The organism is Williamsia sp. Y712, assembly GCF_059445525.1.
Genome location: NZ_JCAIUN010000001.1, coordinates 1,645,290 through 1,670,250, shown reverse-complemented (window position 1 = coordinate 1,670,250; position 24,961 = coordinate 1,645,290). Strand labels below are relative to the sequence as shown.

Below are 24,961 nucleotides of genomic sequence, written 5' to 3'. Positions count from 1 at the left end.
GGACGCAATCACAGCCCCGGTGATCCAAATCACAAAAATTAAATGACGCTCGTCCGCGTCGACAGTTTTCCGGCCGCGCAGGCACGGCAGCAACAGAGATATGAATCTAACGATCATCGAACACTGACTCTAACGATCAGTATTGAAGTTGATACTCCAAAATATCGCAATAATTCGAGAATATAGAAAGGCAATTCACATCCTTTTAAATAGGGACCAAAGTCCCAACAAGACGTAGTCCAAACAGCTTCACACGCCTAACGTTGCGCACATTAGTTGGAAGTAAAACTGCAGCACACGGTACTGTCTGTGGTGTGCAGGGCGCAGACCAGCGCGTCGGGCAGCAGCCTTGGTTTCGGGAGAGATATCCGAGATCCGCGCTCTCACGTCGTCGTCTCCTCCCGGAGATCGACACGTGAAGAGCACCAAATAACTCATCAAAATATCGCTAGAGATCAGCGCTGGAATGCGCATGCCTCGGCGTGGCGCTGAAAGGAATTCAAAAAATGGATTACCCCAGGAAAGACGTTGTTGCCGTGGTCGGTCTCGGTTATGTGGGCCTGCCCACTGCAATGTCGTTGGTGGCCGCCGGACATCGTGTTGTCGGTTTCGACGTCGCGGTGCAGCGATTGACGAACATTGCAGCGGCAGACGTCGATCTTCCCCAGGACGACCTTGCGCGCCTGCGCACTGACGTGGCGTCCGGGCACCTCGAACTCACCCTTGACGCCGATCGTCTCCGGGACGCCGACACCGTGATCGTTTGCGTCCCCACTCCCGTCGACGAGAGCCAAGCTCCCGATCTGTCGGCCCTGCACGCTGCGTGTAGCACCGTCGTCGCCCAGGCCCGCCCAGGTCAGACCATTGTTCTGACCTCCACAACCTATGTCGGATGCACCCGCGAACTGCTGGTCGGCCCACTGAGCGACCGCGGTATGACCGTCGGCGACGACGTCTTTGTTGCGTTCTCGCCCGAGCGGATCGACCCAGGTGTCGTCGGACACGAGCCGACCGCCACCCCGCGCGTCATCGGTGGGGTCACCCCCGCTTGCACCCAGCGCGCATCCGAAGTGCTGGCCTCGACCGCCGCCCGGCTTCATGAGGTGTCCTCCCCGGAAGTCGCAGAGATGGCCAAACTGCTCGAAAACACCTTTCGCGCAGTCAACATCGCCTTCGTCAACGAGTTCGCCGAAGCCGCCGAATCGCTCGGTTTGCCGATCACCGAGGTCATCGATGCCGCCGCGACCAAGCCCTACGGCTTCATGAAGTTCACCCCGGGACCCGGCGTCGGCGGACACTGCATCCCCTGCGATCCGCACTACCTGCTCTGGCAGTTGCGGCGCGGCCGCCACAGCGCCCCCATCACCGAAGCGGCGATGGCGGGCATCGTTCAGCGGCCGGCAGCAATCGTGAACAAGGTCCGAACCCGGCTTGCCGACCTGGGCAAACCACTCAAAGGCGCGCGCGTGCACATCGTCGGGGTGGCCTACAAACCCGGTGTGGCCGACGTTCGAGAGTCACCGGCCTTGGAGATCATGGCGGACATGATCCGTGCCGGCGCACTCGTGACGTACTCCGATGCGTTTGTACCGTCGGTCGCGATCGATGGACGACGGATCCCGCCGTCATCGGTTGAAGCCGCCGAATCCTCCGATCTGATCCTCGTCCACACCATCCACCCCGGTGAGACAGACTGGTGGACAGCTCATTCCGAGGCGAACGGCCGACCGCAGGTACTCGATGTCACCTACCGGTCCCAGCCGCGCCTCATCGCGGACGTGCACTGAAGCGATGGTCCTCGATCATTCGACTCGGTCCACTCCCCGGACCGGGTCAGGACAAGCGTGGGCGCCACCGGTCGGCTCTGCCGCCCAGATCGACGCAGAACGTTGGGGTGCACCACGAGCTACTCGTCGTTGGTTCGACAACTGGGACCCCCACGTCCGGCGGGCCACCAAGATGCTCATCGCGGTCATCGCTCTCACCCCGCTGTTTGCGCTGCTGGCACGCCAGTTCCCCGAGATCATCTTCGATCCGTGGATCATGCTCTATGGCTTCTTCGTGTTGTCTTCGACGATCTACGCCTTCACCCTCGCATATGCCCGCTACGAGGATCCGGCCGAGTCGCGGCACTCCAACCACGTTGCACCCTTGAGCTTTCCACCGCTCGACGCGGTTCCGACGGTGAGCTTCCTGGTCGCGATCAAGGACGAACGGGACGTCATCGAACGGTGTGTACGGTCGATGGTCGAATCGGACTACCCGGACCTCGAGGTCATCGTCGTCGACGACGCCTCCACCGATGGCACCACTGAGATCCTTCGGCACCTGAAGACCGAGTTGGATTTCACCCTGATCGAACTCGTGCAGAACGTCGGCAAGAAGAACGCACTGGTCCGTGGCGCCGAAGTCGCGCGGGGCGACGTCATCGGATTCACCGACTCCGACTGTGTCCTGGCACCAGATGCCCTGCGGCGCTGCGTTGCTGCGCTGGTATCCGAGGCCGACCTCGGTGCCGTCTCCGGGCATGCACGGGCACTCAATGCCGACTCGACACTCCTAACGAAGATCCAGGACACCTGGTACGAAGGGTCCTTCCGAGTTGTCAAGGCAGCTGAGGCATCGGTCGGATCCGTCACCTGCGTGTCCGGTCCCCTGGCCGTCTTCCGGCGCGACGCCATCTGGAACTACCTGCCGGCGTGGGCAAATGACCGCTTCCTCGGCGGCGAGTTCAAGTTCGCCACCGACCGCCAGCTCACCGGCTATGTGCTCGGTCAGAAGTGGCGCGGGCAGGCGCTCAAGAGTCAGTACCCCGACTCTTCCTTCGTCACCGAAGTCGACTATCCCGAACGCAAGTGGCGAGTGGGCTACGTTCGATCCGCCAAGGTGTGGACGGTGGTACCCGAGTCCACGAAGGCCTTCTTCAAGCAGCAGGTCCGCTGGAAGAAGAGCTTCATCCGCAACCTGTGCTTCTCGGGAACATTCATGTGGCGGCGCGGCATTCAGGCCTCGATCCTCTACTACGGTCACGCGCTGTGGGTTGCCGCTGCGCCGCTGATGGCGATTCGGCACATGATCTGGGCACCGATCAACGGTCTGTGGTTGCTCACAGCTCTGTACCTGGCCGGCATCTTCATCAAGGGCTGCGCGTGGGCGCTCGCCTTTGCGATCGACAATCCCAATTCGACGCGCTGGCGCTACCGCCCACTGATGGGGTTGATCTCCACGCTCTGCCTGTCCTGGCTACTCCCCTACTCATTGCTGACGATTCGTCGCAGCATCTGGTCGAGGTCACTGTGAGTCTGAAGTCCCGAAAGATCCTGCGCGTCATGCTGACCGCCGCGTTTGTTGCTCTCGCCGTCGTTGTGTACGTCTTCGTCTTGAGCCGGGGCACGCTGCCGTGAAGTTGCTGGATCGGAACCACGAAGCGCACGAGCGGGCGGCGATCACCCGGTCCCACGGAGCCGCGCTCATGCCAGAACTCGGTCCGGCAGCTCGGCGTGGGCATGTGGGCCTACGTCTCTCGGCGGTCGGCCTGCGGGTACTGGCAGTGGCGATCGTCCTGTCGTTGGTGGCCGTCGCCGTCGGCCTGTGGTGGTGGCAGACTTACCTCGGGTCCCGGGAGGACACTGCCGCACCGGCATTCAACACCGAAGACACCCAGGCGTTCAACGGGTGGGCTGCAGAGAGCGCGGCGCGTGAGGGATCCGGCTACGGCGCCGCCCCCATCGTCCTGACCTACCATGACATCAGCCCGGACCCCGAGTCCGGACACTATGTGATCAGCCCCGAAGCCTTTGCCTCGCAGATGAAGATGCTGCGCGATGCCGGCTACCGCACATTGACCGGCTCTCAGTACAGCGACTACCTCCAGGGCGTCTACACGCCACCGGAACAGTCGGTGGTCATCACGTTCGACGACGGTACGTCCGGCCTCTACAAGTACGCCGACACGATTTTGCAAGACAACGGTTTCACCGCGATCAGCTTCCTCATCACCGCATCGGTCAGCACCAAACACCCGTACTACCTGACCTGGCAACAGGTCGATCGCATGCGTGACTCCGGTCGGTGGTCCTTCCAATCACACACCGACAGCCTCCACTACCGCACGTCCGTCGCGGGTCAACAACTTCCCGCCATGGCAGCGCTCGAGACCCAGAACGGCCAAGTCGAGACCGGCGAACACTTCGGTGAACGGATGCGCGACGACATCGCCGCATCCGACGCACAGTTCGCCGACCATGGATTGCCCGCGCCGACGTTGTTCTCCTACCCGTTCTCGGCGCCCAGTTCGCGAATAGCCAACGACGCCGTGAATATCTCGACCCAAGTCTTCGCAGACCACTACGTGGCCTCGTTCACCAACCACGGGCACCCCATCGCACCGGCTCCGGTCACCTCCCAACAGGCGACCCCACTGGAACGCCTCGAGGTCACTCGCGGCGAATCGACCCGTGCACTGTTCGAGCGTCTTCGCTCAGCGCAGACGCTCCCCGTGGCGCCGATGGCTCCGACCGCGGTGGACGACAGCTGGCTCGAACCCGGCCGTTTCTATCGAGGTCCGATCCATGACAGCGAGCTGCCCGCCGGAGTTGTCCGGTTCGATGCCGACACACTGACCCACACCGAGGCATTGTGGGCCGCGCAGCGGACTGATCAGTGGACCGACTACACACTGACCGCGACGGCGATCGACCTCGACCAGGGGAGCTCGGTCGGTCTGCGGGTCCGGACCGGTTCCGGCGTCGACCAGTCGGTCCGTCTGATGGTCGGCAGAGACCGCGCCACGGTCACCGACAGCGCCGATCGCGTTGTCGCCGCCCAAACATTGCAGGCCCGCAAAGCGCACTTTGTCCGAATCACCGTGTCGCCGCGGGAGACAACCATCTGGATCGACGACAGTCTCGTCGCCACGGTCCCCTCCGACGACGGACGGGGCGCCTTCAGTGTCATCGGTAGTCGCAGTACTTCAGCGCAGCCCTTCGCCGCGTGGACCGCTCTGCGGATCACGCCTCTCTAGTTCCACAACCTCGTCAACCACCGACCATCCGGCACCTTTCACGAGCACACCAGTTGACACGCGGATTCGGAACGTAGCCGACATAACTGACTGCGAAAATCACCCCACCGTTCCGCAAATGCACTTCACGTTCAGTCCGGGTGCGGGGCGCATACCAGAAATAGGAGGGACGTCAGCCTTCGGACGCCGTTGCCACACAACCGATCTAGTCCGATCGGGCGACGAAATTGATGGCGCAGGTTGTTAGCCTCGATGCAGAGCGCACACCCCATTCGGCTGCGGTATTTTCGGCAGCCCAGCCCATTGCGCCCACAGACGGGAGAACGATGATTGCCTCGACGTGGCAGGACGGATACCGGCGTGGCGCATGGCCGACCAGTGACAGTCGATCAGGTGGGACCCGCCGCGTCGTGCGCACGGTTCGGTGCACGCATTCGACCGTCACCGGCACCGCGGCAGATTCGGCACCTTCATTCACCGTCGCGCAGTCCCATGAATCATCAGGCCAAGTCGCAGGGGACCAATTTTACGGTGCCACAGGCTATTCCGTCGTTCGAACGTTGCGGTTGCCAGTATGAGAATTGCTTATCCACGTCTCCCGGCATCACAGCCCAAAGTCAGCGTCGTCATTCCGTGCTACCGATATGGGCACTACTTGCCTGCAGCTGTGGGCTCGGCGCTCGACCAGGATGGCGTAGACGTCGAGGTCATAATCGTGGACGACGCATCACCCGACGACAGCGGCGATGTCGCGGAGGAACTGGCTCGCGCCGACAGTCGAGTCTCGGTGATCAGACATCGCGAAAACCTTGGTCACATCGCGACATACAACGACGGGTTGGCCTGCGCGACGGGAGAGTTCGTCACTCTCGTGTCGGCGGATGATTTTCTCACTCCAGGCGCGCTTGCGCGAGCAACTGCACTCATGACCGCGTACCCTCGCGTCGGCTTCGTCTACGGACGACCGGTCGAGTTCGAAGGCGCACCACCGATCGACCGGAGCAGAAGTCCATACACGTGGTCGATATGGCCCGGCCACCGGTGGCTGCGCTTGTCGTGCCGCCGAGGTCGCAACTTCATCCTCTCCCCCGAAGTCGTCATGCGTACTGAGGCACTCCGCGCCGTCGGCGACTACCGAGCTGATCTGCCCCACTCGGGAGACCTGGAACTGTGGCTACGGACAGCGGGCCATTGGGATGTCGGCCGTATCAATGGCCCCGCCCAGGCCTACTACCGCGTCCACGACGCCAATATGCATCTCACCACCTTCGCGGGTCTTTCCTTCGACCTGCTTCAACGGCACCGTGCCTTCCAAACGGTGCAGTCGAGTCCACTGGCGGGCCGCGCGAAGTTCACCACAACAGCCGATGCAGCCCTGGCCTCCCAGGCATTGACCGCCGCCTGCCACCTGCTGGATCAGGGCGAGCGGCGGGACGTTGTGCAGCCGCTGATCGATGTTGCCGCGGAAATCTACCCGCCGATCATGCAGACGCGACTTCGCACCAAAATCGATCGCCACCAGGCTCAGCGCAGGACAGGAGCTCTCTTCTGTTCTCGGATTGTAGAATCCGTCCGGTGGCGCGTCTGGCGCCAGGTCGGTGTCTCGTGACCGAGACCGCACCCCAGCCCCCCGAGACAGCCGAAGGCGCGTACGAACGGCGCACGTTGGGCAGGCGCGCTCTTCGCGGTATCGGCTGGGGCACCGCAAATGTCGGGCTGACAAGATTCCTACAGTTCGTCGCAACGATCATCGCCGCCCAGCTCCTGGCCCCGGACAACTTCGGAGCCCTGGCCGTCGCGTTGACCATTCAAATGGTCGCAATGAACATGAGCGAACTCGGTGCCACCGCCACACTTGGTCGCGCGCAGCGAGATCCCGATGAAGTCGCGCCGACTGTGTACACGATTGCAATTGTCACGAGCGTGATCCTGTCAGCTCTAATGGTGACCTGTGCGCCTTGGATCGCCGCGTTGTTGAACAACCCAGAGGCCACACCAGTCATCCAGGTGATGTCGATAACCATATTGCTGAGCGGGGTTTCGTCGGTACCGACTGCACTGATTTGGCGGGACTACCACCAGGGACGTCGGTTCGTCGCCGATATGGCAAACGTCATTGTCATGATCGCGACCATGATCCCGATGGCGCTCGCAGGCTGGGAGGCAATGTCGCTGGCGTGGTCTCGTGTTGCCGGCCAACTGGTTGCCACCGTTCTCGTTGTCTGGCTGTCCCCTCGGTTGTACCGGCCTGGCTTCTCCCTGGCCGAAGCCAAACCCGCCCTACGACTCGGACTGCCACTCGCCGCATCCAATGTCGTTGTGTTCATCACGCTGAACGTCGACTACGTCATCATCGGTCGCGCGCTCACTCCAACCATGCTGGGTATCTACCTTCTCGCATTCAACCTTGCCGCGCTACCGAGCACCGTGTTCACCGCAGTGATTCGCACAGTAGCGGTACCAACGTTCGGTCGCCTACATCTCGAGCAGCGGCTTCGTCACGTTGTACCGCAAGTGATTTCGGCGACGGTGATGATCGCGGCGCCTGTATGTGCCATATTCGCAGCCTTGGGCGGCCCACTGCTGGACCTGTTATACGGCCCCGAGTGGACTGCCGCGGCGACTGCGATGATTGGTCTTGCGGTGTTTTCGGTGGGCCGGGTGATCACCGAACTGCTCGCAGATCTGTTGGTGGCCATCGGTACCACCATCAGCCTGTTCTGGATCCAGGTTGCCTGGTTTGCAGCACTAACGCCGGTGATGATGTTCAGCGTCCATCGATTCGGCATCGCCGGTGCGGGTCTCGCTCATGCCGTTGTCGTGTGCGCCGTGGTGATTCCGCTCTTCGCCTGGTCGGCCGCGGTTGCCGGCGGCATCCCGATTCGTGCACTGCTCACTCCGTGTTTGCCCGGACTCGCGGCAGCAGCTGTGGCAGCACCGATCGGATGGGTGGTGGCACTACAGTTCTCGCACCCTCTGGCCCAAGTAGCACTCGGCAGCTTGACCATACTTTCGGTGTACGGACTGCTTCTTCGACGCGATCTGAAGCAGTCGGTCACTCGAGTTCGGTCGATGACGTGACCAAGACAGTGCGCGATTCACGGATTCTCACGCGTGGCACGTTGTCAGAAATGGGGTTTTTGAAGATGCCGAACAGGACCATGCCGCAACTACGTCGACGGGCCACACAGCTCAGAGCGTTGCTCGAAGAAGGTGATGTCAGAGACATCACCCGCCGCGTTGCGCGACGCGCGTACGAGGCAACCGGAGCGGGCGCGCTCGAGTTCCCCCTCGACCCCGGCGATGTCTGTGACTCGAACGGCGTGCACTGGCCGCTGGTTGCCCCCCGCAGCACCGGACCAGGCCTCACCATCGGATGGGTACTGGCTCCGCCGGTAGGCAGCTCCGGCGGCCACACCACCATCTTTCGGATGGTCGAGGCGCTGGAGGCTGCTGGGCATCGATGCATCGTCTACCTGTATGAACGAAATTCGACACCCGTCGAGTACCACTCCGGGGTGATCAGGCAGTTCTGGCCACAAGTCAAGGCCGAAGTTGTCGATATCGCGAACGGCTTGAGCGGATGCGACGCATACTTCGCCACGTCATGGGAAACGGCGCACGTGTTGGGCAGTAGAGGCACCGAGACCCCTGGCCGCAGGTTCTACTTTGTGCAGGACTACGAACCCTTCTTCTACCCGCGTGGATCCGAGAGCGCGTTGGCGGAGGACTCCTACAGATTCGGCTTCAAGCACATCACGATCGGGCACATGGTCGGGGATCTTGTCAGGCCATTCGGTCCGGTCGATGTGCTCGAGTTTAGTTGTGACACTGGGGTATACAACCTGACCAACCGTGGAGACAGGAATGGCGTGGTGTTCTATTCGCGGCCTGGCAACCCGCGCCGGGGCGCCGCCCTTGCCGTTTTGGCACTCCGCGAGTTCCACCACCGTCACCCCGAACAACCCATTCATGCATTCGGAGACTCGACGACGTCACTGCCTTTTCCCGTGTACAACCACGCTCGGACGAGTCCTCGCCTGCTTGCTGAACTCTACAACCAATCAATCGGCGGGCTAGCGCTGTCTTTCACGAACATCTCCCTGATCGTTGAGGAGATGTTGGCATGTGGGGCAATCCCGATTGTGAACGATTCGCCCTACGCTCGCGCAGACATGCCGAGCACCGCAGTCCGCTGGGCGGCACCGACACCGTCTGGGCTGGCAAGCGCCCTTGCTGCTGCGGTCGAAACATCGGACCGCCAGCAGCTCGCACTCGAAGCGTCTCGGTCGGTCCGTTTGGACAATTGGGATTCAGCGAAATCGACGTTGGTATCGATCGTGGAATCCGAGTTCGCCTCTGGGCGAACCCAGCTCTGAATCTGACGTCACCCCTCAGACGAACCCAACACTGGATTCCGGCGGTCGAGGCCGGGATCCAGTGTGTTTTGTAGGCGGGCTACCGCGAGTTCTTCTCCCTCACCACTTTCCGAAGGTCCACTTCGTCAGGTTCGTCCTCGGCACTTTCGACCTCCGCACTGGGGGTGACTTCACCCGCTGCCGCCGCAGCGGCGGGCGTCCGCAGGGAGTCCCAGGTCGCCGGTGGACTCACGTCAGTGGGATGCGTGTCTTCGCCGCCATCACCGCCATTGTCGTTGTCGGGATCACCACTGGCAGTGGCCGACTTCGAACGATGCTTCTCGACAGCACGCGCCAACGAAATCGCCCCGAACAGCAGCACAACGCCCGCGATGCCGAGCACCACCACCGTCCTCAAGCGACTCGACTTCTTCTCGATCGCAGACCCTGGCGGGCCAACGGGCTGCGCAACCAAAAGGAATTCGTTGTCCGCTCCGCCTGCGGATTGCATGACGACAAGTTGCTCCGACAAGAGTTCGCCCAGCCGTTCCGACGTGGCCACAGCCTTCTCAGGTGTGTCCGCCGTGGCGGTGATACGAATGATCTGGTTGGTCTGAACCTCCGTCACCGTGGTAACCACATACTCCGTCGACAACCCCTCGGCCTTGAGCATCTCGCCGATGTCACTGGCACCGAGCCTGGTGGCGACAACTTGCGCAGCCAACGCCGGCTCCGACCGGAGATATGGATTGTTGGACTCCTTGGCAAGCGAAGGATCTTTCGCAATCGCTTGCTCCGACGGTGCGCCAGGACTGATGACCACGTAGGACGAAGTCGATTCATAGGAGCGCGGCCCGTAGATGAACGCCACACCGCATCCCACCACAATGAGAACGACGAATGGGATGGTAATCCACTTGTGCGTCCATAGAAGCTTGAAAATTGCAAATGGATCCACGGCTATTTCCGCCCCTCTGAAAAGCTGACGTCTTGGCGCACCGATATTTCATCTTTACGCTGCATTTTAACTTCACTGTCCCAAAAAACAGTTTTGTCAAGCGAAGGATTCTTCGCTACATTCCACACCGTTCCGGACAATCCCGCCACAAATGCGAAGAGGACGGTGACCATCGGGAACGAAAGCTCATCGAAGGTGGCAGCGGTGACCGCCGCACCAACGGACGCACCCGCCACGCAGCCCGCCAGCGCACGCCAACCCTCGTCGTCACGGAAGTGGACCCCCGCGATGAGGCTCGCCGTAGCAGGCAGCAGGAAGTAAGCCACGAGGGCCGCCAATCCAACCAAGCCCATCTCTACAACAGTCTTCAAGTATTGGTTGTCGAGTATTCGAAGCGCATTGGTGACCAGGAATGTGCTGGGCCCCATCCCGAACGCCGGCCGATCCGAGACCATCGCCTCGACCAGCGGGTAGTTGTTCAAACGTGTCTGTATTGATAGATCGCTCGACCCAGCCGAAACGGTCCCGATCAGTGTGCCGACGAGTCCTGGAATGAACGCAAACAGGGCCGCGACGACACCCGGTACTGTGATCAGACACCATCTGCGGACTTCTTTGGGGAAGAGCGGAATCGCAAATACCAGCGAGACAAGAATGCACAGCATCATCGATCGCGATACCGAGAACACCGCCGCCGCCACAATCAGCAACAACTGGACCACTGAGAACCACCTGTTTCGCGTCCAGAACAGTGCCTTCCAGATCGCAAACGGCAGCATCATCCCCATCACAACTCCGAGCTCGATCGGGTTGAACGCCGTCCCAGCCACACGCATCAATCCATACCGCGGCTGAAAGGCGTAAGCCCCGCCGTTGTCGGACATACCGACCATCAGAGACTGGATCCACATGACCGGATTGTCGTGTGTGATGAATTGGTAAACAGCGATAACGGCACAGAACGTCGCACCGCCGACCAAGGTCCGAACCAGCCCCATGACCGCCCCCTTCGAAACCACCGTCTCGGCGATCACGAAGACGATTCCCGTGATCCCCGCGAGGCTCAGCAACCACCGGTTGGCCGCTGCGACTCCAGTGGGAGTCGCGGGGCCACCAGGCATGGCGATGTACGCCGCGACAGTCGCGAGCCATAGCGCACCGAGTCCAAGACGTGCTGGGTAGCGGACACGGAACGGATCGTGGTCTCCGAAGACAACCGACGCCGCCCACGTCACGAAGAGCAAGATTGCCAGAACCATCGCCACGTATCCGCTGGCGCCGAGTGGGCCAAGGATCATGTTCGCAGGAAAGACGAACATCGCGGCCGCGGTCAACAACAGCAGCCACGGTGCCCGATCTGCCCCGTGCGTGCCGAACCGCCCGGTGCTGGGTATCGGTTGGGCCACTGAAACTCCGCCTCGCTCTTCGAAAATACGGTCAGATATCGCCCACGGACTCCGGGCGGCACCAATTCGATGGTTGTCATTGCTAAGGCTAGACCGAAAGACGTGTCGCCTCAACGAAAGAACATCGATCGCACTACAAATCCCGTCGACGTAAGTCGCGGCATTTTCTCATCCGCCAGACCGGCCACAATGGCGATTGTCGTCTGTTCGAGTGAACTCGACGCGGGCCGGGACACGTTAATCACAAGAACCACAACAGGTTCCCAGCACAGACAGCCACTGTCCGATGCGACCGTGTTTGACAATCGAACGTACCTGGTTGACGCTGGGAAACGCCTGACACCCGGGGGGTCTTCCGGTCTGCCTTGCACGACCTAGCCATGAGGGCATTTGCAGTGACGAAAAGGTCCGAACACCACCACCATCGTCGTCGGTCATCGGAGCGTCGAGCAGCGGCGATCGCAGTTTCGACGTTCACTGCGTGCTTACTGATCGCCACCGGCTGCGTGTCGTCACCGTCTGGAGACGACAACAAGCCGGTGGTGTTCGGAAGCAGCGGAGACGACGCCTCTCCTACGCTTCGCCCGGTCGATGGCGGCGCGGCCTTCTACGACCAGTTCACCAACGGTCTGCCCGCCGACCCAACTTTCTTCCCGTTGGGGGTATGGGCCGAATCAGTTGTTGACGAGACGGGCTGGCCGCGCGACGCGGCCGCCGGGCTCAACACCTACGTCGCACCAGTGAGCGGAACCGACCTCAGCACAATCAAGAGAGCGGGCATGTACGCCCTGCCGGGCTGGATCGAGACCACTGCGCCCGTGTCGGGATACTCGGCATCCGACGAGGTCGACATGTGGGCTGGGCCCGGTGACGCACCGTGGACCGGCAACGAACCTGGAGCAGGTGAAATCTGCTCTCCGTCAACAGCACGATGCGGTTACACGGTCATGGAGGACCAGCTGAGAGGCCTACCGCCCGAGATGATGTCGTATTCCAACTTTGGCAAGGGTGTGGCCTTCTGGGAAACCGACGACCAAGCGGCGAGGTTCATCAATGACTTCGTTGATGTGGTTTCTGTCGATAGTTATTGGTTTACCGATACGAACATCTGCGGCGCATCCGAGGGCGGGGCGCTGTTCAAGACCGACAGGGCGTTGACCCAAGAAGAATGCCGCCGCGCGTCCAACTACGGCGCGAACACCGAACGAGTGCGATCGCTGGTGAAACCTACGGGCAGCAAACCCGTTTGGAACGTTGTCGAGGTAGGCCATCCGGCCTCGGAAGCGGATTCGCCAACGATAACCGGACCCCAGATCCGCGCCGCAGTCTGGAGCAGCATCATCCACGGGGCGCGTGGAATCGTCTATTTCAACCACAGCTTTGGGGGCGACTGTCCCACACAGCACGTCCTGCGAGACTGTCCCGAGCCTCTGCCTGCGACAACCGCTGTCAACGCCCAGATCACCCGGTTGGCACCTGTTCTCAACGCTCCCTTCGTCGACAACCTGGTAGACACAGACCCAACGGTCGACGTATCTGCCAAGCTGGTTGACGGTCGGTTCTATCTGATCGCAGGGTCGACGACGAATACTGCAACAACTTCATCTGTGAAGTTCAGGTGTGGAAATCCCAGCAAGGCAATCGTTGTCGACGAGAACCGCGAGATCCAGATCGAAGACGGCGTGCTGACCGATGACTTCCAGGACGGCAATGCCGTCCACATTTATCAAATACAAGGCGGCAACACCTGCGGGCTTGCAAACTGATTGCCACGATCAGTTCCTCCGCACCAAGGAGGATGCACATGCCCTCTGACGGAAGGATCGTGAAGCCTTGCGCCTCAACCAGTACAGTCAACATCGCTCCAAGCTCTCAGTCGCACAAGGCCGCCGTGACCGGCCGATGTCAGCTGCAACAAAAGTGATCGCAGCCCTCCACATGGTCTTTCATGACGTGTTGATCAACGGAATCATCGCGTCTGGCGCGATTCCTGCCGAAGTCCGATGGCTGTGTTACCGCGCAGCCGGCATGAACATGAGACGTTCGCACATCTGCTCCAGATGTTTCTTCGGCACAGGGGAAGTCTCCGTCGGGCGCAAGACATTCATCAACCACGGTGCCTTCATCGACACCTCGGCGAAGGTAACCATCGGAGACAACGTGAGTTTCGGTATGCAGGTCACGATCGTCACAAGCTCGCACGAGGTTGGCAGTTCGCTGGCTCGAGCAGGAGCATTGACTTCGGCCCCCGTCACGATTGGTACGGGGTCCTGGATCGGCGCCAACACGACCATCCTGCCCGGAGTGACGATTGGTCAAGGCTGCATTGTGGCATCAGGTTCGGTCGTTGCCACTGATTGTGCGCCCAACGGGCTATATGCAGGGGTCCCGGCGGTACGAAAACGCGACTTGCCCGAAGGCGTCGATTCAGCCGTGGCGCAGCACGAAAGGTCAGCACACTGATGACCGAGTAGCCCGTCGCTCACACTGAAAGAAGTGTGCGACTGCTGTCGTCGCGTTCCCAAGAGATTGCGGCGCCCAACCGTGCTCGCCGACGAGCGACGAGTGTCAAAACTACGTATACGCCTGCGTCCCAAGCCGATCGAGGCCCGCGGATGGAAGTGACTACGGCGCGAAAGGTCTGGACGGCACTCGGGGCCTCGACGATCTCCGCTTTTCCTCGATAGACCCTTTTCAGCATGTGTAACAGGCTGTTTCGATCACGTGGGACCACCACAACAGTTGGCGCGGTCTCGACCACGCATTTTTCCCCCGCAGCGAACTGTGCGTCGACCCACAGGTCGTCGCTGGTCAGCTCAGGGAACGCACCTATGCGACGATGCCCGGCCTCGCTGAGGCCATAGGCACCGGCACCCCACAACGCAGACCGAAACCACGTTATCCGGGATCTTGCCCGGTAGTACGACCGCACGACTCGGTCAACTCCGTCCAAGTCGAACTTCGACGACGGACGCGCTGCCAACACCGATCCGGTTTTCAGCTCCGCAAACACCTGCGCCACAGCCACTGCCGAGATCGTGGTGTCGGCGTCGAGATACAGGCGGGGCCATAGCGTCGCGGTTGCATCGCCAAGATTGAGTGCTGCGATCTTTGAGGCCACGCTAGTCTCCACGACGGTCACGCCGGCATACACCCGAGCGGCGTCAGCCGTGCCATCGGTGCAACCGTTGCACACCACGATCAGCTCGATCGCGCCACTGGCCGCCGCGGTGGCCAGTGGCGCGAGAGTGCGTCCGATGACGGCAGTTTCGTTGTGTGCCGGCACGATGACCGCACCCAAGGCGAGACCATCGGTCAACACCGGCGTCCGTGCGGCCTTCGGTAATTCTGCCCAACGCGCACGATCACAGAGGACTCGCAGTGTTGTCCTGTGCCCACTGTCCCTGGAGCGCAACAATTCACCGAGCACCACCATCGTGCGATGGCATGACGAGTGCAGTTTGCCGTGGTAACGGTCGAAATAGCGGACCCGGTTGACGGACATCAGCGCAGCCAACTCCGCGGAACTACCTGATCCGGCGCCTCGATGTGCCACCACGGCGCGCGGCTCGAACCAAATGAGTGCGCCCGATTCGCGCACACGACGGAAGAAGTCGACTTCCTCGGAGTATAGGAAGTACCGTTCATCCCAGTCCCCGACCGTCCGATCGACAGTGGCACGGATCAGCAGCGCCGCACCGGTCGCCCAGTCGATTTCGTGCGGATCCCGATAAAGTCTTGGATTCCAGACAGTTTCAGTCCAGCGTGCATTTCGGTGGGCAAAGTGAGGCCCGAGCAAACTATCGCCCAACGCGCCGAGCACCGAGGGCTCCGACCGCAAAGACGGAAAGGTCAATCCTTCACCGTCGACAATCCGCGGCACGACTACACCAACCCGACTGCGGTCGAGAACGCGGAGCATCATCCCCACCGCACCGCGATGTACCCGCAAGTCCGGATTCAGGATCAGTACCGCCCGGCAGTCACCGACATGTCTCCGTGCGACATTGATCCCACCTGCGTAGCCGATGTTGCCACCGGCCGGGATCAGAATCACATCGCGGTGTTCTGCGACGATCTCCCCTGTGCCATCGGATGAATCATTGTCGACAACCACCACTCGAACGACATTGTCGTGGGCTTCGTGCCGCAGATCGGCCAGGAGATGGCCGATGTCGGCGCTGCTGTTGTAGGTCACCACAACAACGGTCACGTCAGCTCGGACCTCTGCGCCTACAAAGTCGTCAGTACTCATAGTGCATCGCTCTCATATGGTTCGAGTCCGCCGTGGGCTTCTCTGTAGGTACGTCCGCAGTCACCACAGCCAAGATGCTCGACCAGGCGTTCACCGCATTCACACGCCCACCCGATACGTCTGCCCGGATTCCCGACCACAAAGCCATACGCCGGCACATCGGCGACAACAACAGCACCGGCCCCGACAAACGCATGTTCACCAATTGTCGTTCCGCACACCACAACAACACCGGCGCCGAGCGTCGCCCCACGTCGCACCCGGGTTGACTCCAACGCTTCATCGCCACGTTTGATGTGAGCGCGTGGACGCAGATCGTTCGTGAAAACCACTGCAGGCCCCAGGAAGACATCGTCCTCGATCGTCACGCCGGCAAAGATGAGGACTCGGTTCTTGACGGTCACCCGATCTCCGACCACCGCGCCGGACTCGATGTAGGCGTGGTCGCACACATTGCAGTCACGTCCGACGCGCGCCCCGCTCAGAATGTGCGCGAACGCCCAGACCCTCGTCCCCGCACCAACATCACTACTTTCGCACAGTGCCTGAGGGTGGATCTGAACGCGCCTGTCACTGACGACTGTCATATCGTTCGCCTTCATAGGTGGTCACACCGCGCTTTCGCAATGTGGTCGGGGCGTGCGCTGTCGATGCGGGGCTTGTTCGGCCGAGACGGAGGTGTGCGGCGAGGTGAATCCTGGCGCAACCGGAAACCGCGGCGAATCAGCAGGGCTGCGCCCACGCGACATACGTCGACAAACCTCGCGAACCGGCCGACCCTGGTGTTCAGGGCGTCAAGGTACTCCTGGAGTTGCCGTTGAACCGCTTCATCCAGTCCGTAGGCCGCCACCACTTCTCGCGAATAGGTGCCCCGATACTCTCGAAGTCGCGCACTCTCGAGCAACGGCTCCAGGGCCGTGAGGAGTTCGGTTTTGCCAAGGCGCGTACCGCTACCGACGCCGTACCATCCACTCCACGAGAATTCGTCGATGGTCGCATGACTCAACGGCATGAAGAAGCCGCGTTCGCCGGCGACAACAACCGGTTTCCCAAAGGCCATGCCGTGCGCCAAGGAACTGCCCGAACCCACCACCACGTCGGCAGCCGCATATGCAATTCGGCGATCGAGCAACTCACCCGCCACAACAACCACCTCGCGCCCGGACCGGAGGTTGAACTCAGCTGCCCGTACCGAAGCCGATCCGAGCAGTGCCCCTTCTCCGATCACCAGCAGTTGCACGGATGTGCCCTCCGCGGCGATGTCTCCAACAGTCTCGATCACCGTCATCAGGCTGGTGATGGAACGCTCGTCGTCGAGCGGTGTCACCAGCGCCACGAGCAACCCATCACTGTCGATATGACTGCGCTCCAGGAAGTTTCCGGTAACCGTAGGTAGTCCGGGCGCGTTCTTCGCCGTGTCCACCCATGGCTCCAGGACGCCCACCCGCGTGAATCCCGCGATCCGCTTCTCCGCGGCTGCACTCCTTGCTCCCATCAGGAGTGGAGCGGTATGCGGCAGGATCGGAGACGGACCTCGCGAGTGGATCGTGCCGACCACTGCCACCTCCCGGCGGCTCAGATTGGCGGCAATGAATGCTTCGGATATTGCCTCCCACTCGAACGCGTGGACGACATCGATCGACCGTTCCTGGATAACTTTTCGCAACCGTAGAATCGATTGAAGAGTGCTCTTCTCTTGACCGCATGGCATCAGAACCAGCTCGACATCGAGCTCATGAACCCGTTCGACCAACATCCCGGGGCAACCGATAACCGTGACCGAATGCCCAGCGGCAGCCATTGCCCCTCCCAGTTCGACAGCGCTTCGCTGACTATCTCCGGATCGGAGATCTTTGGGATAGACCAATATTCGCATTCGTTTCACCTTCGACGACGGTTCCCACGCCGGCCCGGCGGCGCGATGGGCCGCCTCACCGGGTGCCACCGACTATCAGCCCGAGACAGTCCGCAACGCACTCTTGTTGTGTGGTCGTGATGTGCGGAAACAAAGGTAGCGAGAGGATTTCGCGGGCCGCCCGCTCACTGACCGGGAACTCCCCGGATCGGTGACCCGCTCCGTATGCCCCGGTCAGATGAATCGGTGTCGGGTAGTGGATGCCCGCTCCGATCCCAGCGGCCCCGAGCTTCTCGAGCACCCGGTCACGGCTGTCGACCCGCACCACGTACAGGTGCCACACATCCACATTGCCCGGGGCCGATGTCGGCACACGTACACCCTCGACTCCCGCGAGAAGCTCTCCATAGCGGTCGGCTGCGTCACGCCGCAGTTGATTCCAACGCTCCAGATGTCCGAGCTTTGCGCGTAAGACCACCGCCTGGACGGCGTCCAGCCTGGAGTTCAAGCCGATGACGTCGTGCACGTACTTTTGCCGGCTTCCGTGCGCCGCAATAGTTCGGACCCGGTCCGCGATCGATTCATCATTGGTCAGCACCGCACCCGCGTCGCCCGCTGCTCCGAGGTTTTTCCCAGGGTAAAAGCTTGTCCCGGCGGCGATCCCGGTGGTTCCGGCCGGGACACCATATCGACTTGCGCCCTGCGATTGTGCGGCATCCTCGAGGATCGCCACACCGTGCCGGGCCGCCATGTCGATGAGCTTTTCGACGGGTGCACTCTGCCCGAACAGATGGACCGGGATGATCGCGCGTGTGCGCGTGGTGATCGCCGCCTCAACCTGTTCCGGATCGATCAGCAGGTATTGCGGGTCGACATCTACGAGGACCGGCGTCGCCCCGGCCCGGCTCACGGCCTCCGCAGTCGCGATGAACGAGTTGGTCGGCAGGATCACCTCATCACCCGAACCGACTCCAGCTGCGCGCAGCGCGATCTCGATGGCATCGGTGCCATTGCCGACTCCGACGCAGTGGCGCGCACCGGAGAACGCAGCGTATGCCAACTCGAAATCTGCCACCGGTCTGCCACCGATGTACCCGGCGCTCTGCAGCAGGTCTTGGAGCTGCGGCATCACCTCATCGGCGACGTCGTCGAACTGCGACACGAGATCCACAAAGGGCACATCGGTGAGTGGGGCAAGTCGCTCTATTGTCATTCCCTGCTGTCTCCATGATTGATGGGATGTGCGGGGTTGCCCGCCCAGACCTCGTCGGCGGGCAGGTCGGTCAGCAAGACCGCGCCCATACCCAGAACCGCACACGCCCCTACCCGGACGTTTTGTTTCACAGCGCTGTTCATACCCAGATACGCCGCTTCTCCCACCACCACGGATCCGCCGAGAGCTACTCCGGCACAGAGTGTCCCGAAGTCTTCGATCCGGTTGTCGTGTGTGCAGACCACCCGCGGCATCAGCACGGCGTGGCGTCCAATCGATACCGAGGCGGTGAGCACCGTGCCTGCCAGGAGGATGGCCCCTGGACCGACTGTGGAATCCGAAGGCACCCGAACATCCGGGGCGACGACAGTGGCGTACCGTGCGCTCTCGATTCCCAGCTGAAGCAGCCGGTCCACGATGAGCCTGCGCGACCGACCAGATCCGGTACACACCAAGAAGTCGGAATCGTCGTGCTCACCGGCCGAGTCGATACCGCCGAGCACGGGCAGGCCGCCCATGTCAGTACCGTGCAGAACCAGATTGTCGTCCAGTAGACCGATCGGCTTATATTCTGTCGAACATTCGAGCAGCGCTATGACTTCCCTGGCAAGACCGCCGGCACCGATCAGGATCACCGATCGCATCAGGTCCCCCTGATCACATCCACGACCCGGAACAGGTCGTCAGAGGCCATCTGATGGAACAGGGGAAGAATGAGAGTCGAATCGGTCAACCGTTCGGTGACTGTCAGATCGGCGTGCTCGCGCCACGCGTGCGCCGGCTGACGGTGCGCGGCCATGATTCCCCGGCGGGCCGAGATCCCCGCCGTTGCGAGTTCACCGAGTAGTTCGTCACGGGAATTGCGGTGCCCGGCACCGACTTCGATCCAGAACGATTGGAAGTTCGATCGCCCGCCGACGGGGTCGGCCACGCAGCGCACGCCGGACATATCCGCGAGCGCATCTTGATACATACCCGCCATGACACGTCGCCGGGTCACCATTTCGCCGAGCCGGCCCAGCTGTACGATGCCGACCGCGGCCTGCAGGTCGGTCATCCGGTAGTTGAATCCGACCTCGAGGTACTGCTCGGCCGGAGCCAACACGCTCTGATGACGTTGTGTCGCACTGACACTCATCGCATGCTCGCGTAGCTTCCGGGCGCGGTCGGCCCAGTCCGGCCGGTTTGTGGTCAGCATCCCACCTTCACCGGTGGTGAGCAATTTGCGCGGGTGAAACGACCACACCGCTATGTCGGCGTGCACGCCCACCGGGCGATTCGCAAGGCGTGAACCCGCCCCGCACGCCGCATCCTCGATCACTGTGATGCCGCGTGGTTCGCATAGCGCCTTGATGGCGGCGATGTCGGCGGGGATGCCACCCTGATCAACGGCGATCACCGCGGTGGTTCCCGGTGTCAGTGCCGCCTTGATGGTCGCGGGGGTCACATTGCCGGTGACCGGATCGACGTCGGCGAACACCGGGTTGGCGCCGACGTACGTCGGCGCATTTGCGGTCGCCACAAACGAGAATGACGGCACCACCACGTCGTCGCCGGCTTGCACACCTGCCACCACCATCGACAGATGCAGGGCTGCAGTACAACTCGATACCGCGACCGCATTGCGGGAGTCCACCGCCGCCGCGAAGCGGGTTTCGAATTCCGCGACTCGGGGGCCTTGCGCAACCCATCCAGATTCGAGGACCTCGGTCACCGCCGCGATCTCTTCCTCACCAAGGTAGGGCTGCATCACGTTGAGCCTGGTCACGGCAGTCATGAGGCGGCCACCCGGCCTGCAGCGATGCTCTCGCGTTGCGGCTCCCACCACTGCACCAGCGCACGTAGTCCGTCTTCGACACCCACGTCCGTAACGAATCCGAGGTCACGCCGGGCTGCGGTGACGTCGGCGAGTCTCCGAGCCACCCCGTTCACGGCGCGCTCCGGACCGTGCTCGACTGACAACGGTGAGTTCATGGCACGCAGCAGGGAATCAGCCAGCTCCAGCAGTGAGGTCTCGATGCCACTGGCAATGTTGTAGACGCCCTCATCGATATCACTGAGAGCGGCCAAGATATTCGCGCGTGCGATGTCCTCGGTGTACGCAAAGTCCATTGTCTGCGACCCGTCACCGAAGATCACCGGCGGAAGGCCGTCCGCAATTCTCTCCATCCAACGGACGAGAACCTCGGTGTACAGGCCGTGCACGTCCATCCGCGGGCCGTACACATTGAAGTACCGCAGTGCGACGTACCTCATCCCGTACATGGCCCGGAAGCTGCGGAGCATGCCCTCGTTGAAGCTCTTGGCCGCGCCATAGAAGGTGTCGTTGTTGTGGTGATGGTGACGTTCACCTGTCGGGAACTGCTCAGCCATTCCGTACACAGACGCGGACGACGCTGCGATCACCTTGTCGACACCGTGTGCAGCCGCGGCTTCGAGAACTGTGAAGGTTCCGTTGACGAGAACATCAAGTGCAAGTCGTGGCTCTTCGGCGCACTGGGTGATCCGGATCGCAGCCTGGTGGAAAACCAGATCGGCCCCCTTGGTCAGATCATTCACCAGGTCACGGTCACGCAGGTCACCTACCACCAACTCGGTGCGCGGATCATCCAGGGCTACAGATAGATTCGACTCCCGACCGCGAACAAGATTGTCGAGAACCACAATCCGATCCACACCTTCATCCAACAACTGGTCGACGATGGTCGAGCCAATGGTGCCGGCACCACCGGTCACCAGGACGGACGCGCCATGTAGTGCCGTCATGATGCACTCCGGAAGGCAAGGGCATTGTCGTACTGACGCGGCTTGATGGGGCGCCCTCGGGCGGCAAGACTTTCGGAAACCGCCTCGAGGACCGACAGCACCCGCAGTCCCGCGGCCCCATCGGTCCGGGCCGACCGCCCGGTTCTGATCGCGTCGGCGAACTCTCCCACCATCGTCGCCAAAGCTTCTTTCTCGGTGAGCGCAGGAACCGTGATGTCTCCCAGGCGATACGAGACCCGCGCAGCCTGCCGTTCATCTTCGGATCGGCCGAATGCGAGGTCGACCCCCCTGTCGTGAACAGCTACCCGGCGTTGCGCGTCGAGATCGTCCCACACGACGGTCCGATGACTGCCTCCGATGACCATCTGCCGAATCTTGGTGGGCGACAACCAGTTGACATTGATATGGGCGGTCGATCCATCGATCATGGTCAGTGAGATGTGACCGACACATGCGTTGCCGACCCGCAAGGGATCAGCTCCGGTGGCACTCACCTCAACAGGGTTGAGCCCTCCGGGCAGAATGAAGTCGAGGATCGACAGGTCGTGCGGCGCCAGATCCCAGAAGACATCGACATCGGGCTGCACCAGCCCCAGGTTGATTCGAGTCGAATCGATGTACATGATGTTGCCGAGCGTCCCAGACCGAACGGCCTGGGCGATGTACTGCACCGCAGGCGTGTAGCAGTAAGTGTGGTCGATCATCAGGACCCGGTCCGCGTCGCGGGCCGCCTCCACCATCAACCCCGCTTCGTCCACACTGGGAGCCAGCGGCTTCTCCACCAACACATGTTTGCCGGCTTCGATCGCGGCCATCGCCAGTGATGCGTGGGTCTGGGCCGGCGTCGCGATCGCGATCGCGTCGATGTCATCACGCTCCAGGAGCCGCTCGAATGACGACTCGGCGACCACCGTCGACCGCGGACCGATCACCGCGCGAGCACGCTGTTCGTCCAGGTCGCACACGGCGACGAGATCCCAATCCGGTGACGCCCGGAAGTTCCGAACCAGGTTCGGCCCCCAGTAGCCGGCGCCGACGACTGCCACACCGAGTTGCTTCTTCATCGATTGCTCCTTGATAGAACGCGTGGGCGACCACCGAGGCAGCCAAGATGCACGCTCGACCGGAGCGGAGCGTCTCCGCCACCCGGTCGCGAACTTGGGATCACAACGCCGATTATGCGTGGGATATTGCCGAAACCGCGAGCCAGATTCGAAACTGAATGCGTTCAGACGATCACCCATATGATTAGCATAAGTAACGTTTGTAGCCGGATTGATTGAATTTCTGCTGGCACACCCAGAAAAGCTCGAAGTAAAGGCAATGACCTTCGGCATCAATCCCGCTCCTATAGTGCAGTTCTGAGCGTAACGTTCATTCTGAGCGTGGCTATTGATGATCGTCTATTGATATAAATAGCTCACCATTCAAGTTGCATTTCGCGGGCTATTTATGTGCGCATACATCACGATCACCTGTAGCCCAATTGGACTATGTGAGCAGTCGAGCAATCAACGGTAATTTCGCCATTATTCGATTACCTGTGGCATCAGAATCCTGCGTCCACACTCGAAATCCGAACAGCGCAAGGGGGCCGAGGGTCATGTTGAACGAAGCGCACGTCGCAACCACCCAGAGCGAAAGACCGCCCCTTGAGCTGGTCAACGGCACTTTTGAGCGCTGGTCGTCGGCGTATGTGCGGCGCATACGCTGGACCGATCTCGCGCTGGTACTCGGCGCGGTAGCCGGTGCGGTAATAATCCGTTTCTACGGAAATGGGGAATTAGAAATTGCCCAACGCAAACATCTGCTCATCGAGACAATCGCGCTATCCGTAGTATGGATTGTGGCGTTGCGCACGACGCAGAGCTCAGATAAGAGAATTATCGGATCTGGTGCAGCGGAATACAGCCGAGTAGCCACTGCATGCTTTATGGCGTTTGGCTTCTTGGCGATTTTCGACCTTGCATTCAAGCTGGACATTGCCCGAGGGTTCGTCGCAGTCGCATTGCCATTCGGGACAATTGCACTGCTCTCTGGGAGATGGGCATGGCGAAAGAATCTGACCCACCAGAGGTCGAATGGAACAAGTCTTCAACGAATACTCGTCGTGGGCGATTCCGATTCTTCGATCCCATTGATAGATCGCATCGAGGACAACCCGATCTTGGGCTACAAAGTGGTCGGCTTCGTCAACACCAGGGGAAACGCCGGCTCCCAGGTGGGCCACTTGGCCGCGGCCGCGACGCCGCGTGGCCTGCAACCGCCGGCCATAGATCTTCGTGGGCTCACCAATGCGGTCAAGCAGACCGGCGCAACGACCGTCGCCGTGACATCCGCTTCTGCGCTTGGCTATTCGGCAATGCGCGAGCTCTCTTGGGGGCTCGAGGCAATGGATGTCGACATGGTGGTGGCGCCCGGCGTCACGGACATCGCGGGCCCCCGGATGATGGTGCGACCGGTCGCCGGACTCCCGATGGTGCACATCGACAAACCGCGCTACGCCGGCGCGAACCGGTTCCTCAAAGCCGGAGTCGACCGACTTGGCGCCGGTGCACTCTTATTTCTTCTGGTGCCGGTACTTCTTGCCTGCACAATTGCGGTCAAGTTCAGCTCGCCCGGGCCAATCTTCTATCGAGCAGAACGCATCGGACTCGGCAACAAACCGTTCCTCATGTGGAAGTTCCGCAGCATGGTCGACGGGGCTGACCAGCAAAAAGCCGCCTTGGTTGAAGCATCCGACGGAAACGGCGTCTTATTCAAGATGCGTACGGATCCGCGCGTCACTCGTGTCGGTGCCTTTCTGCGCCGGTACAGCCTCGACGAACTCCCCCAGCTGATCAATGTTCTGACCGGCGAGATGAGCCTGGTCGGACCGCGACCACCACTCCGTGAAGAGGTCGCGCAATACCGCGGCCCGGTGGTCCGAAGAATGCTCGTTCGCCCCGGGATGACGGGACTGTGGCAGGTCTCGGGGCGGTCGGAGCTCTCATGGGACGAATCCGTCCGCCTCGACCTTCTCTACGTCGAGAACTGGTCGATCATGCAGGACCTCCTAATCCTTTGGCGCACATTGCGTGCCGTCATCAAAAGCCAAGGCGCGTACTAGCCGATCACCCCGACTCCA

General features: G+C 61.4%; 19 protein-coding genes. 9 read left to right on the top strand and 10 right to left on the bottom strand.

The window, feature by feature from the left end:
* Positions 1-506: 506 nt before the first annotated feature.
* The 6 genes from AC1D75_RS07830 to AC1D75_RS07805 all read left to right on the top strand — a co-directional run bounded on the left by AC1D75_RS07830 (position 507) and on the right by AC1D75_RS07805 (position 9,402).
* Positions 507-1,787 carry a nucleotide sugar dehydrogenase gene (locus AC1D75_RS07830; RefSeq protein ID WP_495514710.1) on the top strand — a complete coding sequence of 427 codons (1,281 nt, stop codon included), beginning with the start codon at positions 507-509 and terminating at the stop codon, positions 1,785-1,787.
* A gap of 4 nt (positions 1,788-1,791) precedes the next feature.
* Entirely contained in the window at positions 1,792-3,300 is a 1,509-nt protein-coding gene (locus tag AC1D75_RS07825; RefSeq protein ID WP_495514709.1) for a glycosyltransferase family 2 protein, read from the top strand.
* A gap of 100 nt (positions 3,301-3,400) precedes the next feature.
* The gene (locus AC1D75_RS07820) at positions 3,401-5,023 is read left to right on the top strand and encodes a polysaccharide deacetylase family protein (RefSeq protein WP_495514708.1); all 1,623 of its coding nucleotides are present in this window, start codon (positions 3,401-3,403) and stop codon (positions 5,021-5,023) included.
* Positions 5,024-5,597: 574 nt separating this feature from the next.
* Positions 5,598-6,632: a glycosyltransferase family 2 protein gene (locus AC1D75_RS07815; protein ID WP_495514707.1), complete on the top strand. Its 1,035-nt coding sequence runs from the start codon at positions 5,598-5,600 to the stop codon at positions 6,630-6,632.
* Positions 6,629-8,104 carry an oligosaccharide flippase family protein gene (locus AC1D75_RS07810; RefSeq protein WP_495514706.1) on the top strand — a complete coding sequence of 492 codons (1,476 nt, stop codon included), beginning with the start codon at positions 6,629-6,631 and terminating at the stop codon, positions 8,102-8,104. Before AC1D75_RS07815 ends, AC1D75_RS07810 begins: the two co-directional genes overlap by 4 nt.
* A gap of 50 nt (positions 8,105-8,154) precedes the next feature.
* Positions 8,155-9,402, top strand: coding sequence for a rhamnosyltransferase WsaF family glycosyltransferase (locus AC1D75_RS07805; protein WP_495514705.1), 1,248 nt, complete (start codon positions 8,155-8,157; stop codon positions 9,400-9,402).
* A 79-nt stretch (positions 9,403-9,481) separates the two neighbouring features.
* Here the strand turns inward: AC1D75_RS07805 and AC1D75_RS07800 are convergent, their stop codons facing one another.
* Complete coding sequence (locus AC1D75_RS07800; RefSeq protein WP_495514704.1) at positions 9,482-10,252, bottom strand: hypothetical protein; 771 nt, start codon at positions 10,250-10,252, stop codon at positions 9,482-9,484.
* An 89-nt stretch (positions 10,253-10,341) separates the two neighbouring features.
* A complete protein-coding gene (locus tag AC1D75_RS07795) occupies positions 10,342-11,373 on the bottom strand; it encodes an O-antigen ligase family protein (RefSeq protein ID WP_495514703.1) in 1,032 nt (343 codons plus the stop codon).
* A gap of 911 nt (positions 11,374-12,284) precedes the next feature.
* Between AC1D75_RS07795 and AC1D75_RS07790 the strand changes: the two genes are divergently transcribed.
* Both AC1D75_RS07790 and AC1D75_RS07785 read left to right on the top strand, forming a co-directional pair.
* The gene (locus AC1D75_RS07790) at positions 12,285-13,511 is read left to right on the top strand and encodes a hypothetical protein (RefSeq protein ID WP_495514702.1); all 1,227 of its coding nucleotides are present in this window, start codon (positions 12,285-12,287) and stop codon (positions 13,509-13,511) included.
* Positions 13,512-13,647: 136 nt separating this feature from the next.
* Entirely contained in the window at positions 13,648-14,208 is a 561-nt protein-coding gene (locus AC1D75_RS07785) for an acyltransferase (protein ID WP_495514701.1), read from the top strand.
* Between the two features lie 19 nt (positions 14,209-14,227).
* Here the strand turns inward: AC1D75_RS07785 and AC1D75_RS07780 are convergent, their stop codons facing one another.
* From AC1D75_RS07780 to AC1D75_RS07745, 8 genes are read right to left on the bottom strand one after another with little or no spacing between them, the layout of a single operon-like run.
* Positions 14,228-16,000, bottom strand: a complete 1,773-nt coding sequence (locus AC1D75_RS07780; RefSeq protein WP_495514700.1) for a glycosyltransferase — start codon at positions 15,998-16,000, stop codon at positions 14,228-14,230.
* The gene (locus tag AC1D75_RS07775) at positions 15,997-16,587 is read right to left on the bottom strand and encodes an acyltransferase (RefSeq protein ID WP_495514699.1); all 591 of its coding nucleotides are present in this window, start codon (positions 16,585-16,587) and stop codon (positions 15,997-15,999) included. Before AC1D75_RS07775 ends, AC1D75_RS07780 begins: the two co-directional genes overlap by 4 nt.
* Before the next feature lie 11 nt (positions 16,588-16,598).
* A complete protein-coding gene (locus tag AC1D75_RS07770) occupies positions 16,599-17,876 on the bottom strand; it encodes a glycosyltransferase (protein WP_495514698.1) in 1,278 nt (425 codons plus the stop codon).
* Between the two features lie 55 nt (positions 17,877-17,931).
* A complete protein-coding gene (locus tag AC1D75_RS07765; RefSeq protein ID WP_495514697.1) occupies positions 17,932-19,068 on the bottom strand; it encodes a DegT/DnrJ/EryC1/StrS family aminotransferase in 1,137 nt (378 codons plus the stop codon).
* Positions 19,065-19,712 carry a NeuD/PglB/VioB family sugar acetyltransferase gene (locus tag AC1D75_RS07760; protein ID WP_495514696.1) on the bottom strand — a complete coding sequence of 216 codons (648 nt, stop codon included), beginning with the start codon at positions 19,710-19,712 and terminating at the stop codon, positions 19,065-19,067. Before AC1D75_RS07760 ends, AC1D75_RS07765 begins: the two co-directional genes overlap by 4 nt.
* Positions 19,712-20,845, bottom strand: a complete 1,134-nt coding sequence (locus tag AC1D75_RS07755) for a DegT/DnrJ/EryC1/StrS family aminotransferase (RefSeq protein ID WP_495514695.1) — start codon at positions 20,843-20,845, stop codon at positions 19,712-19,714. Before AC1D75_RS07755 ends, AC1D75_RS07760 begins: the two co-directional genes overlap by 1 nt.
* Complete coding sequence (locus AC1D75_RS07750) at positions 20,842-21,834, bottom strand: NAD-dependent epimerase/dehydratase family protein (protein WP_495514694.1); 993 nt, start codon at positions 21,832-21,834, stop codon at positions 20,842-20,844. The genes AC1D75_RS07755 and AC1D75_RS07750 overlap by 4 nt, the downstream gene beginning before the upstream one ends.
* Positions 21,831-22,898, bottom strand: a complete 1,068-nt coding sequence (locus tag AC1D75_RS07745; RefSeq protein WP_495514693.1) for a Gfo/Idh/MocA family protein — start codon at positions 22,896-22,898, stop codon at positions 21,831-21,833. Before AC1D75_RS07745 ends, AC1D75_RS07750 begins: the two co-directional genes overlap by 4 nt.
* 539 nt (positions 22,899-23,437) lie before the next feature.
* On the opposite strand from AC1D75_RS07745, the gene AC1D75_RS07740 reads away from it, so the two are divergent.
* Positions 23,438-24,943: a sugar transferase gene (locus tag AC1D75_RS07740; protein WP_495514692.1), complete on the top strand. Its 1,506-nt coding sequence runs from the start codon at positions 23,438-23,440 to the stop codon at positions 24,941-24,943.
* The last annotated feature ends 18 nt before the right edge of the window (positions 24,944-24,961 follow it).